The sequence below is a fragment of the Mesorhizobium waitakense genome (assembly GCF_056431085.1).
In genome coordinates this window covers 33,473-49,295 of record NZ_JBWKME010000177.1, presented here as the reverse complement: position 1 = coordinate 49,295, position 15,823 = coordinate 33,473, and the positions used below count along the sequence as shown (strand labels likewise).

11 protein-coding genes are annotated in these 15,823 nt (G+C 63.3%); 2 read left to right on the top strand and 9 right to left on the bottom strand.

The window, feature by feature from the left end; all coding sequences use genetic code 11:
• Positions 1 to 55 precede the first annotated feature (55 nt).
• From AC07FD_RS32660 to rocF, 9 genes are all read right to left on the bottom strand, one after another.
• Positions 56 to 952, bottom strand: a complete 897-nt coding sequence (locus AC07FD_RS32660; RefSeq protein ID WP_478353195.1) for an RICIN domain-containing protein — start codon at positions 950 to 952, stop codon at positions 56 to 58.
• On the bottom strand, positions 930 to 2,177 hold the full coding sequence (locus tag AC07FD_RS32655; protein WP_478353194.1) for a leucine-rich repeat domain-containing protein: 1,248 nt from the start codon (positions 2,175 to 2,177) through the stop codon (positions 930 to 932). Before AC07FD_RS32655 ends, AC07FD_RS32660 begins: the two co-directional genes overlap by 23 nt.
• Positions 2,178 to 2,197: 20 nt before the next feature.
• Positions 2,198 to 4,228 carry a hypothetical protein gene (locus tag AC07FD_RS32650; protein ID WP_478353193.1) on the bottom strand — a complete coding sequence of 677 codons (2,031 nt, stop codon included), beginning with the start codon at positions 4,226 to 4,228 and terminating at the stop codon, positions 2,198 to 2,200.
• Between the two features lie 11 nt (positions 4,229 to 4,239).
• Positions 4,240 to 5,580 carry a hypothetical protein gene (locus AC07FD_RS32645; RefSeq protein ID WP_478353192.1) on the bottom strand — a complete coding sequence of 447 codons (1,341 nt, stop codon included), beginning with the start codon at positions 5,578 to 5,580 and terminating at the stop codon, positions 4,240 to 4,242.
• Positions 5,577 to 9,425, bottom strand: a complete 3,849-nt coding sequence (locus tag AC07FD_RS32640) for a coiled-coil domain-containing protein (protein WP_478353191.1) — start codon at positions 9,423 to 9,425, stop codon at positions 5,577 to 5,579. The genes AC07FD_RS32645 and AC07FD_RS32640 overlap by 4 nt, the downstream gene beginning before the upstream one ends.
• Positions 9,422 to 10,750 carry a hypothetical protein gene (locus AC07FD_RS32635; protein ID WP_478353190.1) on the bottom strand — a complete coding sequence of 443 codons (1,329 nt, stop codon included), beginning with the start codon at positions 10,748 to 10,750 and terminating at the stop codon, positions 9,422 to 9,424. Before AC07FD_RS32635 ends, AC07FD_RS32640 begins: the two co-directional genes overlap by 4 nt.
• A complete protein-coding gene (locus tag AC07FD_RS32630) occupies positions 10,747 to 11,877 on the bottom strand; it encodes a hypothetical protein (RefSeq protein WP_478353189.1) in 1,131 nt (376 codons plus the stop codon). Before AC07FD_RS32630 ends, AC07FD_RS32635 begins: the two co-directional genes overlap by 4 nt.
• Before the next feature lie 369 nt (positions 11,878 to 12,246).
• Positions 12,247 to 13,302 (bottom strand): ornithine cyclodeaminase, encoded by a 1,056-nt coding sequence (locus tag AC07FD_RS32625; protein ID WP_478353188.1) that lies wholly within the window; start codon positions 13,300 to 13,302, stop codon positions 12,247 to 12,249.
• Positions 13,303 to 13,304: 2 nt separating this feature from the next.
• Positions 13,305 to 14,237 (bottom strand): arginase, encoded by a 933-nt coding sequence (gene rocF, locus AC07FD_RS32620; protein WP_478353187.1) that lies wholly within the window; start codon positions 14,235 to 14,237, stop codon positions 13,305 to 13,307.
• A gap of 132 nt (positions 14,238 to 14,369) precedes the next feature.
• Between rocF and AC07FD_RS32615 the strand changes: the two genes are divergently transcribed.
• Positions 14,370 to 14,810 (top strand): Lrp/AsnC family transcriptional regulator, encoded by a 441-nt coding sequence (locus tag AC07FD_RS32615; protein WP_095080404.1) that lies wholly within the window; start codon positions 14,370 to 14,372, stop codon positions 14,808 to 14,810.
• 262 nt (positions 14,811 to 15,072) lie between these two features.
• Positions 15,073 to 15,795: a glutathione binding-like protein gene (locus AC07FD_RS32610; RefSeq protein WP_478353186.1), complete on the top strand. Its 723-nt coding sequence runs from the start codon at positions 15,073 to 15,075 to the stop codon at positions 15,793 to 15,795.
• Positions 15,796 to 15,823 lie beyond the last annotated feature (28 nt).

The following is a 15,823-nucleotide window of genomic DNA, read 5'->3' as shown; positions in this document are numbered from 1 at the left end:
CTTTCGAGGCTCAGGCTGATCGATGCGGCTCAACCGGCCCGAAGCTTTGGCGGCGCTACCTCTCGTCCGCCGCCTTGATGGTCCAATAGCCTGACGGATCACGGTCGCAGGTGAACTGAAGGGCCGGGATGTTGTTCAAGTTGCTGACCCCGCCGGCAATGGTCAGGCACTTGCCCGTCTGGACGTTTTCCGCCTGAACCCCGTCGCGCGTCTCGACCAGGTTCCAGCGGCGAGAAGGGTCGCTGTCACAGTTGAACTGCAAGGCCGGGATGTTGTCTTCGGTGCTGATCCCGCCGGCAATCGTCAGGCACTTGCCCGTCTGGACGTTCGCCACCTGGAAGCCGTCGCCTGTCTCAACCAGCCTCCAGCGCTGCCATTGACTGCCGTCGCAATCGAATTGCACGGTCGGCGCGTTGTTGTCGGTTCGTCCTTCCGCGACCGAAAGGCACCTTTCGGTTTGTCGGTTCACCAGCATGACTTCGGGGTCGGCCGCTCGGATGCTCCAGAATCGCGACGGATGGCGGTCGCAGTTGAATTGGAGGGCAGGGACGTCGTCGTCGGTGCTCTCCCCGCCGGCAATGGTCAGGCATTTCCCCGTCTGCACGTTTTCAGCCTGGAAGCCGTCGCCGGTTGCGGTCAGCTTCCAATGTCGCGATGCGTCCCGATCGCAGTCGAATTGGAGGGCAGGGACGTTGTTATCGGTGCTGACCCCGCCGGCAATCGTCAGGCATTTTCCGGTCCGTACGTTCTGCAGCTGAAAACCATCCTCCGTCTCGACCAGTTTCCAGCGACGCCACGGGTCGCCGTCGCAATTGAACTGGACGGCCGGGGCGTTGTTGTCGAGGCGCCCCTCGGCCACAGCCAGGCACTTGCCGGTCTGCATGTTTGCCAGCACCACGTCGCCTTCCTTCACTGCCGTGATGCAGGCTTCAAAAATCTTGCCGGAGGCCACGGTCGATTGCCTCGGGTCGACTGATGCAGACCGGATTGCCGTCCAGCGACGGATTGAATGGCAGGATGGCGCTGACGGATTGCGCCGTGGCCAGGCGGTTTGCGCGCAGGTTCGGAGCGGCGAGTTTGGTCAGGCTCATCAAGGGACGCGCATCCGTGATCCGGTTCTTCGACAGGTCAAGCGCGGTGAGCTCTTGCAGAAACCGTAGTGGCGACACGTCGACGATCTTGTTGCTGGCCAGAACCAGCCGGGTCAGCGCCCGTGCCGAGGCGAGCGGCCGCAGGTCGGCGATCTGGTTGGAACTGAGGTCGGCCTCGGCCAGATCCTTCATCACCGCCGTCACGCTGATGTTGCTGATCCGATTGCGCGACAGATCGAGGAACGTAAGCTTGGTCAGCTTTTCCAGGTCGCGCATGTCGGTAATTTCATTGCCGGACAAGGTCAGGCTCGTCAGATGGGTAAGTGTCGCCAGCGGCTCGAGGTTTGTCAGCCGTCGCCCGGCCAGGTCGAGTGTCGTGCTCGACCCGAGAAAGTCCTGCGCGCTTGCGCACGCCGCCGGATTGCCAAGAGCGGAGGCACCGCCTGGCGTCAGCTCGAGCAGTTCCTCGACCGTCGTCCGCTGAGCCGGATCAAGGTCATCCTTGATGCACCAGCTGGCAAAGGTCGTCGGCCTTCCGACAACCGGCGGCCCCGCGACGCATGCGATGGTATGGACCTTTCCGGCGAAGAATGGGGTGGGATCGGCGTCGATCGCCTGATTGAGGTCGAGCTTCAGTCCCTCGACCAAAGGCGCGCAGCCGGGAATGTAGAGTTGGTCGGAAAAGGATGCAGAACCGAAATCGGTCGGGAACTGCAGGTAATAGACGAGCCCGCTGCCGCCATCATGCGCAAAGACCTTGATCGGGTAGTTCTCGTCGGATGGACACAACAGCGGATTTGTTGCTGGGTTGGCCGCGATGACCGCGTTGTCGACGGCGGTCAGCACTTGCGAGGGGACGGTGGCAAAGCCCAGTCCGCGGATCACCGCTTCCTCGTCTGCCTGTTCGTTGCAGCGGATACGGTAGCCGCGGCCTTCCGAGATGAGCAGCGGATAGTGTAAGCGGGTGGCGTTCAGGGTCGGGTCTTCCAACAGGACGACCTTCGGTTCCTCGGCCAGGGCCGGACCGGCATGGATCACCGCGAGCAGCGCCAGCAGGTGGAGCAGCGATCGGGCGATACGGTTCATCTGCCAATCCTCCTTCCGCTCTATTCGACGAGGCTGAAGCGGCCCGGCCCGCAGGCCCGGCTGGTATTGTCGTGTGCGATGTCGTTGCCCGGCAGCAGGAAACTGGCGCTAGAGGCGATGTCGGCGAAACTGACCGCGCAGCGGAAGCCGGACACCGTCGAGGTAGTGAAATTCGCCGACGAACCGCGCTCGAGCTGGATAGCGGAGCCGACCGCAAGGCCGGCTGCCGTCGGCGCCAGCCCGTCCGAGCGACCCGCCACGACCGCCCCGCGCAACACCAGCGGATTGGCTGCGGCGATGTCGGTGAAGTCCATCCGCATCAGGCTGTCGGAAGTGAGCACCGCGCCGAAACGCGCGCGGACAAGGGTGGAGCGGACCGGCGCCTGGGCCGAGATCAGCAGCCGGGCCCGAACGCCCTGGATCGCCAGCATGTCTGCTTCAACTCTGAGCCCTCGCGCATAAAGGTCGGCTAGGCACAGCGACGCGCCGCGCGCCATCGGCGACAGTCCGTCCGCCACGGTGCCGATGGTCACATCGTCGAGCGCGACCGCGCCGTTTTGAGCGATCACGGCGACGACCTCATCGGTCGTTTGATCGGCCGCCCGCGCCAGGTCGATCCGCTCGAGTTCGAGCCGAGGCAACCCGTCCGCGACGATGATCACCCCGGTCGCGGACAGGATGCATGAGGACGTGCCGGCAGGCACCCGGTTGGCGGTGCCGACGAGCCGCGTGCGGGCGACGCCGGGGGCCGGCGCCATGTGCACCGTCTTGAACGGCAATCCCTTCAGGATCAGCGTCTGCGGCGTCTTGACCGATGCGGGCAGTTCGAGCCTGAGATTCGTCCGTCCGGCGCAATCGCCCTCGGATGAGAATTGCGCCAGCGTCAGCGTACCGCCATCATTGACGCGGCGAACGCAGGTATCGCTGGCCGACCCCCGACAGTCGAAGCCGGTACCCGGCGGCGGAGTGGCGGTCAGCGCGCGATCTGTCTCGCCCATCCAGTCGCCAATGCCGGGTGCGGACAGGCCGAGCGCCGATGTTAGAAGCGGGCAACCCGTGAAGGACAGCGTCCGCCCTTCCGCGAAGGTCCAGTCCAGCCGCGTATTGCCGAGGGGGTCGAGTGAGGTGATGGACAGGCCAGCGGACAGCGGCGACAGGCCGAGGTCGATGCCAGGCTGCGCGAAGGCCGCGTGCTCGCGCTGATAGCCATCGCAATTCGATAGACACAGGTCAACGAAGGGCGCCGAACGAAGCGCCGCCACAGCGTCGGCGCCGAGCAGGGTTACGGCTTCGGCCTCGGCGATGCCGAAGAATGCCCGCAGCTTCGTCTCCGCCGCTTCCGCGGCGGCCACATCTGCGATGATGTCGCGCGTCGCCTTGCCGTCGAGGCGCGCAATCGGCAGGTAGGAGGGCTGCGCACCTTCGCCCGGCGGTGTGTAGCGCACGACATAGACCGTGTCGCCGATGCTTTCGGCGCTGAGGAAGGTTTCGAACCGGTGCAGGCTCCAACGGGCCACGCTCGCCGCCGCTATGTCCGATGGACCGCCGAGATCGCCGCGCCCGCAATCGAGTACGAACGGTGTCCCGACGTCGGGCGGCGCGGCAAAACCCTGGAGCACGCCCGGCAGTTGCAGCCGCTCGCGGATGGCAAGTGCCGCCTTGATCTCGGCGCAGGCAGCGGGCACGGCGAAATAGCCGGTGCCCGAGGGGGAAGGCAGATAGTAGTTGCCGGATGCCTCGACATCGGCCCAGATAGCGGTCGTCGCCGGCCAGTCGATATTGAATGCCGTCCCAGGGCATGGCAGCCGCGGCTGCGTCCCAAAACTGTTTTCAGTTTGAAGATTGGCGAGCGTCGCCTCCGAGACTAGCGCGGTGTCAGGCAGGTGCAGCAACCTTTTCGCCTGGCCCGGGCTGGAGCAGCCGGCGAGTTCCACCGCCTTGCCGTCGAAAAGCGCGACATAGACGTCGTTGTTCTGGTCAGTGACGAAAGCGGCAAGCTGCGGCTCGGCGCGGGCTACTGACGTGCCCGCGAGAACCAGGGTGAGCAACATGACCGCCTGTCTCATCTCAATTCGCTCAAGCAGCTTGCGGCGCGGGCGGGGTCCATATTGACCTCGGTCATCAACGGATCGAGGCCGGCTGACTGGCACAGCGCCTTGACCGTGATCGAATGCGGCCCTTGGAAGTCGACCGTAAGAGTTCCATTGGTGATCTGCCCGTTCTGGCCGACGCACAGCGGGTTGTTGGCAAGCGCCGGCCGACGGCAGGTTCGGATGACGTCGGCCATAGCGCGGCGGTTGGTCAGTTCGCAGAAATAGATGCGGCAGAAGGCGGCGACCGCGGCGCGGTTCTCGGCGTCGGCATTGATGATGCGCTTGATGTCGCCGACCAGCGCGCTTGCCTTGGCCTCGAAGGCGAGGCCGTCGACGCGCGTCTTCTCGCCCGCGATCTCGCCCGATCGTTCGGTGATCTTCGGCATCAGGTTGATGTTTTCCGAGGTTATGTACAGCCCGCCCTTCCACCGGTCGAACTCGTCGAGGATCGAGGTCGCCCTCAGGATCGCCTCGCGGTAGGCGTTGTAGATCGGCCCCATCTTGGTGTCGCGCGCCGCCTCGTAGACCTGGTTCAATGCGGCGTATTCCTTGTTCACTGTGTCGGCGCCCGCCTTGATGTCATCGATGCCGGCGCGCGAACTCTGCACCAGGCCCTCGGCTCGTTTCAGCTTGCGCGAAAACATCGCGGTAATCGGGCTCTCGACGCTGGCGAAGTAGCTCTCGATGACTTTGCCGGCAGCCCCGTCGGCGAAGGCTCCGATCTCGGTGTCGGACAGATTGGAGATCAGGCCGCACTGGGCGTCGAAATCGGTGCTCAAGGGCCCAGCCTGGCAGGCGCTCATCTCGGCCAGCCTCTGGTCGAGGGTTCGGTTCGAAGCGAGCCCGTCGGCATATTCGAACAGCGCATGGTTCCATTCGATCGCGTTCAGGTCGGCCTGGCTGTGCCGCCGGTCGCGGCAGAAGAGCGTCTGCTCCATCCGGCTCTGGTTGCCGGAAGCGCGGTAGGCGTCGAGGTGACGCGTCGCCTCGGCGCAGGTCGCCAAGCCTGAAATCAGCCCGGCGAGTTGCTGGTGGACGGGCGGCAGTCCGCGTGTCTGCGCCTCCCGCATCAGGTTGGCCGCACGTTCGCTGTCGCTCGGACTGCGGGCCGGGCGGTGGAAGACGCAGAGGCCTTGCTCGAATGTCTTCAGCGTGCCGTCCGGAATGGCCGGCCCCTCGCAGTTGGGAGCGTCGAGAACGCGCGATTCGATCGTATAGCCGGCGAGATTGTCGACGAAGAGGTCGCGCGCGGCTGCTCCCGTCGCGCTGAGCGCCAGACCGAGCGCTGCTGTGGCGACGATGGCTCTCATGGCGCGCTCGCGAAGATGAAATAGAGCGTGAACACGGCGCCGTCGAAGGGGCAGTCGCTCGGCTGCAGCGACAGCCGGTACGAGCCGATCAGCGGCGCGCCGAGATAGGGCAGGATCAGGCTGGTGTCGTTCGAAGGTCCGGGCGCACGCGGGAACTTGCGCGCCTGGTAGCGATCCTGCACCCAGTAGCGGATGATCCGGCTGATTTCGTCGCCGCTGTCGGCCTGGTTGAAAAAGGTCTGCAACGCGACCCGCTCCGGCCCGACCGAAATGTCGGCGCGGACCTCGCTCGACCCCTTGGTCAGCGGCTTGAAGACAAACCCGCTGCCGCGGTGTTGCAAGGCGAAGCGGTTCCACTGCGCGCCTGTGCACTGGTAGTCGGTGCCAGCGAAGACATCGATCAGGGTCAAGTTCTTGCGCTCACGGAATTTGTTGGGCGCCCACAGCGCGAAATAGCCGTTTGCCTTCATCAGCGCGTCGGTCGACGCGAAGGGCGAAACCTCGAACTCGACATTCTCGTCGAGCGCCAGCTTGCGGGCGAAACCGGAATTGGCGGGCACCACGATCTGGGCGACATCGATATTGATCTGCCGCTCGTCGAAGAAGCGCTTGGCGACGATGTCGTCTATCATTGCCTGCAGCTGGGTTGCATTGCGCACATAGACGACGGGCACGGTCGCCGCCTCGCCGGTGAAGGCCTGCACCACCTCAAAGCGGCGGCGCATCAGGTGCATCAGCCGGTTGGCGGTCTCGAGTACGCGCCGCTTTGTCACCAGATATTCGGGAATGCCCTTCATCAGGTCGGCGACGGTGTCCTGGGTCGCGATGAACAGGTTCTTGCGCGTCGCCGGATCGTCGATCTGGGTGACGAGCTTGGTCATGTCCTCCTGCTGCTTTGTCACCTCGGCTTGAATGTTGCCCTGGAACTTCAGGATGCTGTCCTGCAGCGCGCGGCTCTTGAGACCGAGATCCTTGGCCTGGTTCAGGCCCGCGACGAGTTCCTCGGTATTGCCGCGCGACTGCGTGATGCGCTGCTCGACGAAGGCGAGTTCGGCGTCGTTGAGCGCCAGCATCTTCTCCTTCTGCCGGTCGCGCAGTTCGTTGATCAGGTTGGTCGAGGCATTTGATTCCTCGGCGAGGCCTGTCACGGTCGTCTGCGCAGCGCGGACGCGCTCGATGCGGCCGTTGGTTGCCGCGACCAGTTCTGCGACACGTGCATTGTCCTGGTTGAGCTGGGCTTCCGACAGGGACAGCTTGTCGAGTTCGAGATTGAGTATGGCGATCTCGTTGGTCAGCCGCTCGATCGTCCGCTGCTGGTCGGTGATCTGGAAGCTCAGCAGATCATTCTCGCGAGCCTGTAGATCGAGCCCGGCCAGGATTCGCTGATGGTCGGATTTCAGCCGCGAGACCTGCTCGTCGATGCCGAGGTCCTGGCTCTGGCAGTCCATCGCCGCCATCGAGCCCTGAAGCGCGAGTTGCTTGATCGACTCGGCTCCGTCGGCGCGTTGGCCTGCGAGTTGGAAGTGCGTGTCTATTAGGGCACGGGATTTCAATACCTTTTCAAGATCGAGCTCGCTAATGGCCTGGCTAAGGCGTTGCAGCGTCTGCGCCATGCCCATGACTTGATTGATGTTTGCCTGCGTGATCGTGCCAGTGGCGATAATCGTCGACAGGGTCGCCTGCACGGCGTCGAGCGCCGCCTTGACCGGCTTGGACACGTCGGTGCTGGTTTCCACGCCGGAGGCCATTCCGCAGGCGCATGCATTTATTTCCGGAACCGCGGCTGCAGTGGCATAGGCGGCTTGCGCGCTGTTCAGCGCGAACTGCAGAACCGTCGTCGTCCCGTTGAATGCAACGAACCAGGCGATGACTTCGCCGAGCTGGGCTTTGATCAGGGTTCGAGCATCTTCGAGACCTTCCTTCCTCGCGGCATAGAGCTGCTTCTCGGCGTCATAAACCTTCTTCGCGAAGTCGGTCTGGGTTTGCGAGAATGAGCCACAGCTGACATTCTCCAGTTCCTGCGGCAACGAGATGTTCGACGTGATCATCTGCTGACCGGCGATCAGTGGTTCGACATCCGAAAAATCCGCGTCGCCGATCACGCATTTCATTAGGAACGCCTTGGCCTGAACCTGATTGTTCAGCAGCTGCGCCCGCAGCCCCGACTGACCGTCTGGCCCGCACATCTGCGCCTGGTATTGATTGCGGGTGAACGCTGGCGTCACGGTCTGGCACGGCAATTCTCCCGCCAACAGCGGCGTGAACGGCTGGGCCGGCGCTTCGCCGATGAAAGCCAGTTGGTTCTCGATGCCGCAGAGTTGTTCCCGGTCGAGCGACCGCCGCCGAGCATAGATATCGGTCTGCCTCAGGTGCAGTTCGGTGATTGCGTCGTTGGCGCGGGCGATCGCACCCTGGTTGTTGGTGATCTGCGTTTGAAGGATCTGCCGCTGGCGAACCGCCTGTTCGAGCTGGTTGGCGTTGCGCTCGGTCTGGCGGGCATACTCGGTGATCTGGCTCTCGAGCGAGGAAATCTGCAGATCGAGGTTCATCTGCGTCATTTCCCAGTTCAGCAGCCAGCGCAGTTCGTTGCGCCGCTCGACTTCCGCCTCCTTGGAGAGGACGATGAGGTCGAGTTCCTGCCTGTCGTTGATCTGACGGCGCTGGTTCTCGAACTCGGCGATCTTGCTGCCGAGTTCGATCTCCAGCGACCTGATCTGCTGGCGATAGCCGAACGTGTCCTTCTCGGCGTCGACCGCGTTGATTTCTTCCTGGACAGTGGTGGCGAAGGTCTGCGCCTCGTGCTCCAGCTTGCCGATCTTGTGGGCGATCAGGTTGACTTCCTGACTGCGGATCGTCCGCTGCTCGTCGAGCGCGCGCGTCGCTTCGCCTTCCTTGTTGGCGTACCACCGCTCAACCAGCGCCTCGACATTGCGCTCGACCTCGGTCAGTCGCAGCTCGCTCTCGGCCAGGGCCTCCTGCAGGTCCTCGAACGGGATCGTCGTGAACTGCATGGGGTCGATGTTGAGGAACAGGAAACCCTTGCGCACGCTGTCCATGCGGGCATCGAGATCGCTCTGCTGCAGCAGCAGGTCGGCGCGCAGGTCGTCGTAGGTGGACTCGCCCGGAATATCCATTTGCGTCTCGACCAGCACCCACATTGCGCTCTCGTAATTGGTGTAGGCCTTGGAGAGGTTGGGTTGGTTGTCGAGGCCAGCGCCTCCGACGGCACCCAGCGTATCGCTGACCAGGAAGTCGAGCGCCTTGACGCGTGCCTCCGAGACGGTCTGGTACCAGACGTCGCCGGTGTTCATCAGCAGCTGGATCTTCAGCGAGGACAGCGCCGTCAGTTGCCGCACGAAGGTGCGGTAACTCGCATCTTCTCCCGCCGCGGTGCCCTGGTCACCGCCTTGTTGTCGAGCGAGAATGCGAAGGCCCCGGTCGACGATCTCGATGCCTTGCCGGCCGAATTCCTGCGCCGCTTGCGGCGAAACCGGCGTATCGTTTCGGCTGACGCCGCTCGCCGACGACAGGAAGGGCATGTCGGCGGCGAGGAACAGGCGATAGCGTCCGAGTTGCAGGTGGCAGTCGAAATCGCACACGATCGCCAGTCGTCCGGTCGCCTCGTCGCCGCAGGTCGTCAGGAACTGTTCGAGTTCGGTGGCGACTTCGCCCATGTATTTCACGTCGGCGCGGAAATTGGCGATCTTGAGCAGCGTCGTCAGCTCGCCGGCATGGCCGGCCGCCGCGTCGACGTCGAGCGCCATGCAGTCCTGCCCGCGCGCCATTCCCGCAGCGCCGAAAACGATGCTGACGACCAGACCGCAAAGCAGGAAGAACCGTCTCATAGTTGCCCCGTCGACAGAAAGACCTCGGAAATCTGGCGCACGTGCCGGGCAAGTTCGGCCATCTGCGCCTTGGAAAGCGATGGATTCTGGAAACGCCCGACCACCACCCGGGCATGGTTGATGCAGTCCTCGTAAGGGCCGTTGATCGTCGCGGTCAGCGCGCCAGTGTCGAGCGTGAGGTCGAGCCTCGAATACGCTCCGGCCAGTCCTGCGCAGGAAGAAAGCTCGGCGGTGATCGCCGGATCGTCGACGACATGCGCGAGGCCGGACAGAGCCGTCATGACGCCTTCTATCTGCCCGACGATCTGCGTCATCCTTGCCTTGCCGTCTTCGAACTCCTTCAGCGATTCCGGCTGGTTGAGGCTTGAGAGGTCGACAGCCTGCAGCGTGGCGATCGTCTCGGCTGCCTTCAGCTGATCCTCCTTGACGAGCACCATATTGGCCTGTGCGTTGCCGAGCACACGCTCCAGCTCCATCACCTCGGCCGACTTGATCGACACGTCCATCTCGTTGACCAGCGACTGGTATTCGGTCGAAGCGGCGTTCATCAGGTTGAGCGTGTCGTCGACCTTCGTCCTGACCGCCTTGACGATCTGCGCGCGCACCCGCGTCTCGATCAGGCCGGTCGTCTCGGCGCGCCCGCGTACCGGCTTGACCGAACAGACCAGTTTCGCCAGCGCGTCCGAACCAAGCCGTGCACGCACCGCCTCGACGATCGGGAACAGCGGGCGCCAGGCCGCAGGCAGCGAATCCAGGCTGGCGCCCGACAAAGGCCCGGCATTGATCTCGTTCATCCGCGTCAGGTGCCGGCATTTCTCCGGCAAGTCGGCCCCGGAGAAGTAAAGCCGCCCGGTAATCAGGTAGGCCTCGACGGCGGCGGCGTATTGTCGGCCGACGAGCGCGGCGAGCTCTTCGGCGCTATCGGTCGAGATTGGGGCGAAGAAGCGGTAGCGGCTGAGGTAGATCTCCGACCAGGCTAGGCGTCGCATCAGCACCGAGGCGTCATCGGCCGAAAGCGGGATGATCGGGAAACCGACGCTGCGGCTGCCGCCGGAGGAGCCCGACGCCTCGCCGACCACCTCGCCGGTGAAGGGCAAGCCGAAATCGGGCTGCGTCGCCTCGTGGCTCGGTTCGATGGCGGCGGGACCGGGCGCGAGCAGGCTGAACCGGGTGGTGTCGGGCGTTGCGTTCGAGAGCGTCGCGTTCCAGAAACCGTCGAGTTTCTCAGAAGTGTAGGCGCGCTCCAGGATCGACGCGGCGCTGGCCGCGCCGGCCAGGACGCAACTGGCAATCACGGACAACGCGATGGCTCGGAGGCTTGTCATCGGCAGTACCACACCCTGTCGGCAGCGCCAGCCTGGGCGCAGATGCCGGTCGCCGCGCCGTGCGCCTTCCAGTCCGCCTTTATCTTGGCGAGATCGTTGAATGCGCCCTGTGCCGCGTTGTCGGCATGAACCTCGGCGTCCAGCCGCCAGAAGGGCTTTGCCGGATCGGTCGGCAGCAGCACCCCTATCATGTTGATGTGGAAGGCGGAGACCTTGAGAAAATCCTCCGCGCTGGCGACCGTGTTGCGATTGAGATTGGCGTATTGCTCCGGCGTGACGTTGCCGAGCGCCCGCTTGAATTCTCCCTCCGATACTTCGACCGAGCGCAGCATCTGCGTCGTCTTCGCGGCCAGGCCGTCGAGGATCGAGGTGTTGGCGACCAGCGTCGCGCCCGCCCCGGTCACCGGTCCGAATATATCAGCGAAAATGACGCGGATCGCCTTCAGGTGCGTTTCGGCCGACTTGATCTCGATGCGGCGCAGTGCGATCCCCGTTTCGAGATCGGACGCCCGACTGACGAAGCTTCTCAGAGCCAATTGCAGCGTGTCGAACGACGAACGAGCTTCCGGCGGCGGCTGCAGGAACACCGAGCGTGCATAGCGTACGGCCTCGCTACGGGCGATGTCTTCGACGGTGGCGCGTGTCAGCGCCGATTCCGGGCAGCCGGTGATGTCGCCGAGATCGGTCAGCATCTGCGCAGCATGATAGATTTGATCCATCTGTCGCATCGTGCCGAACGAGCCGCTGGTGGTGAACTCGGCCTCGACGCCGGACAGGTAGTCGGTCAGGTATTCGCGCGCGAACTTCACCATCTCGCACTGCACGCCGGCGGCGCGCTCGCGAATGTGGCGGCCATAGAACGATGCGCCGACGAAGTATTTCTGGTCGGGCGTCGGTTCGAACCGCTCGACGAAGAGCGACTGGATAACGGTATCATATTCACCGCACGCATAGGTGCGCTCGAGGCATGCGGAGTCGGTCTGCAGGTCGCACTGTGACAGCGCCTGGCCGCACATTTGCTGAGCTGCGGCAAGGTTAATTCCTTCGCCGTAGACAAGGAAGGCTGCCAAGGCGATCGCTGGATTGACGACGTATCTCTTCAGCAAGACGAGCAAAAGAAAATGCACGAAAGCCCCCCGGCCACCGAAGCGGCAGCCTCATCGCTCTTTACAGGCAATATCTTTGCAAGATCAATTTTGTATTGGATCGTTACAGCGAGGATCGGCCACAAAAAGCGTGGCTAACTCAAAGTCAACTTCGCCGAATAACGCATTTATAGAATGTAAACTAAAACGGATTGGCGACCAATGCACCTGGTTTTTGGCTTCCGTAACGGAAATTTGCGCCAAAGTATCGACGCGGTTAACGGATCGTAAAGAATTGTCTTTCGCACCTTCGATCCAGTTCCCCGAACGTCTAAACTCATGTTCAAACGTAAAAGGAAATCTGGCTCGGCTGGTAAGGCAGGGACCTGCTGTTCGCGGGGCGAGCCTTGTTTATGCTGCCGGCTCCATGGCTGCTCTTAGCAGCATGCCGAACAAGTCGCGTGGTTCATCCGGATCAGCGAGCAGGTCGAGTTCCTCATAGAGGCCAGTCGCCTGCAGCTGGTCACGCACATAACGCAGCGCGGAAAAATCCTCGATCGCGAAGCCGACGGAATCGAACAAGGTGATCTGCTTGGCGTCTCGGCGGCCTTGGGTCTTGGCGGCGATCACCTGCCAGAGCTCGGTCACCGGATGGTCGGGACCCAACTGCTGGATCTCGCCCTCGATGCGTGTCTGGGGAGGGAACTCGACGAAAATGTCGGAGCGCAGCAGGATGTCCCTGTGCAGTTCGGTCTTGCCGGGACAATCGCCGCCGACGGCGTTGATGTGGACTCCGGAGCCGACCATGTTGTCGGTGAGAATGGTGGCGCACTGCTTGTCGGCCGTAACGGTCGTGATGATCCCGGCACCTTCGACCGCTTCCTGCCCGGTTTCGCAGATGGTGATGTCAAAACCCATGCCAGCCAGGTTCTTGGCGCATTTGCGCGAGGCGGACCGGTCGATGTCGTAGAGCCTCAGCTGGTCGACGCCGGTCAGCGCCTTGAAGGCTATCGCCTGGAACTCCGACTGCGCGCCATTGCCGATGATGGCCATGGTGCGCGCGCCGCTCGGAGCCAGATACTTGGCCGCGACAGCGGACGTGGCGGCGGTGCGCAGGGCAGTCAGGATGGTCATTTCGGTGAGCAGCATCGGATAGCCGCTGCCAACATCGGCGAGTACGCCGAAGGCCGTGACCGTCTGCAGGCCCTGGCGCATATTCTTCGGATGGCCGTTGACATATTTAAAGCCATAGAGCCGCCCATCGCTTGTCGGCATCAGTTCGATGACGCCGTCATGGCTGTGCGAGGCGATGCGCGGCGTCTTGTCGAACAGGTCCCAGCGACGGAAGTCTTCCTCGATGTAGCCAGCGAGTTCGGTCAGGAAGCGCTCGACACCGATGACATTCACCAGCTTCATCATGCGGTCGACGCTGACGAAGGGGACGATGTTCAGCTTTGCCGTGGTCATGATCAAAAGCTCCCGGAATGGCTGCGGGTCGGCCGGTCCATGATGCGGCGGCCCATCAGGCTCGCCGTCAAGTCGACCATCAGCGTCGCGGTGCGGCCACGCTCGTCCAGAAAGGGATTCAGCTCGACCAGGTCCAGGCTGGAGACGAGGCCGCTGTCGGACAGCATCTCCATCACCAGATGCGCCTCACGGAACGTCGCGCCTCCGGGAACCGTGGTGCCGACTGCGGGCGCGATCGACGGGTCGAGGAAATCAACGTCGAGACTGACATGCAGCAGCCCGTTTTCATCAGACACCCGCGCCAGGAAGGCGCGCAGCAGCGGCGCGATGCCACGCTCGTCGATGGCGCGCATGTCGTGCACGGTCACGCCCGCCTGGTTGAGCGCGCTGCGCTCGGCCGGGTCGACACTGCGCAGGCCCATTGTGCAGATACGCTTGGGATCGACCGCTGCCGGTAGAGCCGGAAAATAGCCGTGGAAACCCGGCTGGCCGCTGGCGTAAGCGAGCGGAACGCCGTGCAGATTACCGCTGGCGGTGGTGTCGAGCGTGTGGAAGTCCGGGTGCGCGTCGAGCCAGAGCACGAACAGCGGCCGCCCGGTCTCAGCGGCGCGGCGGGCGAGGCCCGACACGGTCCCGGCCGAGATCGAATGGTCGCCGCCGAGAAAGATCGGCATGGCGTCCTCGCTCGCCGCGTAGGCGGCCGCGGCAATGGCGGATGTCCAGGCCGATATTTCGGGCAGGGCCTTCAGCGCCAGATTGCCATGCGAAATGCGTCTCGCCGGCATCGCCTGTACGGCGCCCATATCCTCGACAGCGTGGCCGAGGCCGGACAGCACTTCAACAAGTCCGGCGGTCCTCAGGGCGCTCGGCCCCATTTCGCAGCCCATTCTGCCGGCGCCGTCCTGCACCGGTGCCCCGACGATTTTGCAACGCATTGTTTTTCCTACGGCCAAGTTCGAATGCCGTGAGAGAACCATGGCGAGCCGGCGATATGAACAGGCAGAATTGGCAATTCGAAATGCATTGTTTATCGTATTGGCAGCAGAACTGGTCAAAATGGTAAGCTGATGGATACGCTGGACGAACGGCTCGTAACCTTGCTGCGGCATGACGCGCGGCGCAGCGTGTCGGATCTTGCCGTCGATCTCGGCGTCTCGCGCGCCACGGTCAGGGCGCGTATGGAGCGGCTGGAACGGTCCGGCGACATCATCGGCTACACGGTGGTGCTGCGCGCCGACGCCGTCGATCAGCGCATCCGCGGTATCATGCTCATCGAGATCGAGGGCCATGCCGCCGACCGCGTGGTCCGGGCGCTGGGCGGCTTCCCGGAAGTCTCGACCATCCACACCACCAATGGCCGGTGGGATCTCGTGGTCGAACTCGGGACGGCATCACTGACAGATTTCGATGCTGTGCTACGGCGCATCCGATTGATTGCCGGGATAACGGGCAGCGAGACGAGCCTGCTCCTGGCCACGCCTCGCACCACGCGAGCACGACTAACGTAAGCAAATTGTCCATTATCCGGCATCAGGCTGACGGTGTTTATTCCGGCTTAGGCGGCGCTGGTGCCATAGCTGCTCGCGGGCCACGGTCAAGCGCGTCCTGACGCTTGCTCAGCCTCCGTCCTCGTACAGACATTTTTTGCTCAAAATCGTGCATCCGTAGATCGTCGCTTCGTGAACCGGCTCTCGATTTCGTCTAGCTTGCTTCATGAGCGAATGGCGCGAAGCTGATGCCGCTTCCCCAACAGCGCAGGCAGGACGGAGCATGATCGATCTCTATTACTGGCCGACGCCCAACGGCAAAAAAATCTCGATCTTCCTGGAGGAGACAGGCACGCCTTACACACTGAAGCCCGTGGACATCTCACATGGCGACCAGTTCACGCCTGAATACCTAAAGCTCAATCCCAACCACCGCATGCCGGCCATCGTCGATACCGAACCGAAGGACGGCGGCGCGCCCGTCGGCGTGTTCGAGTCCGGCGCGATCCTGTTCTATCTTGCGGAGAAGACCGGCAAGCTTTGGCCGCAGGACCTGCGCACCAAGTACGATGTCGCGCAGTGGGTGATATGGCAGATGGCCAACCAGGGGCCGAAGCTGGGCGAAGCGGGTCATTTCCGCAGGTTGGGCGACAGGGAAGGCGACCAGTCCTATGCGGTGCGCCGCTTCACCGACGAAGCAAACCGGCTCTACGGCGTCCTCAATATGCGACTTCGCGATCGCCGCTACCTTGCAGGTGAAGACTTCACCATCGCCGATATCATCAGCTATCCCTGGACCGTCAACTGGCAGGCACAGGGCCAGGACATCAATGAGTTCAGGCATTTCAAACGCTGGTTCGAGGAGGTCGGCGCGCGCCCGGGCGTGCAGCGCGGCCTGGCGGTGGGCGCCGACCTGTCAACCGACCAGAGCAAGCTTACGCCGGAGGAACAGGCCCACATCCGCAAGATCCTTTACAACCAGCGAGCTATTCATCTGCCTGACTGAGGGCCCATCCCCATCACAAAGGCGCAAC

Coding starts and splice junctions, on each gene's coding strand:
- rocF (WP_478353187.1), bottom strand. CDS start 14,237: ATGCGTTGCAAAATCGTCGGGGCACCGGTGCAGGACGGCGCCGGCAGA.
- AC07FD_RS32640 (WP_478353191.1), bottom strand. CDS start 9,425: ATGAGACGGTTCTTCCTGCTTTGCGGTCTGGTCGTCAGCATCGTTTTC.
- AC07FD_RS32615 (WP_095080404.1), top strand. CDS start 14,370: ATGGATACGCTGGACGAACGGCTCGTAACCTTGCTGCGGCATGACGCG.
- AC07FD_RS32610 (WP_478353186.1), top strand. CDS start 15,073: ATGATCGATCTCTATTACTGGCCGACGCCCAACGGCAAAAAAATCTCG.
- AC07FD_RS32645 (WP_478353192.1), bottom strand. CDS start 5,580: ATGAGAGCCATCGTCGCCACAGCAGCGCTCGGTCTGGCGCTCAGCGCG.
- AC07FD_RS32650 (WP_478353193.1), bottom strand. CDS start 4,228: ATGTTGCTCACCCTGGTTCTCGCGGGCACGTCAGTAGCCCGCGCCGAG.
- AC07FD_RS32635 (WP_478353190.1), bottom strand. CDS start 10,750: ATGACAAGCCTCCGAGCCATCGCGTTGTCCGTGATTGCCAGTTGCGTC.
- AC07FD_RS32655 (WP_478353194.1), bottom strand. CDS start 2,177: ATGAACCGTATCGCCCGATCGCTGCTCCACCTGCTGGCGCTGCTCGCG.
- AC07FD_RS32625 (WP_478353188.1), bottom strand. CDS start 13,302: ATGACCACGGCAAAGCTGAACATCGTCCCCTTCGTCAGCGTCGACCGC.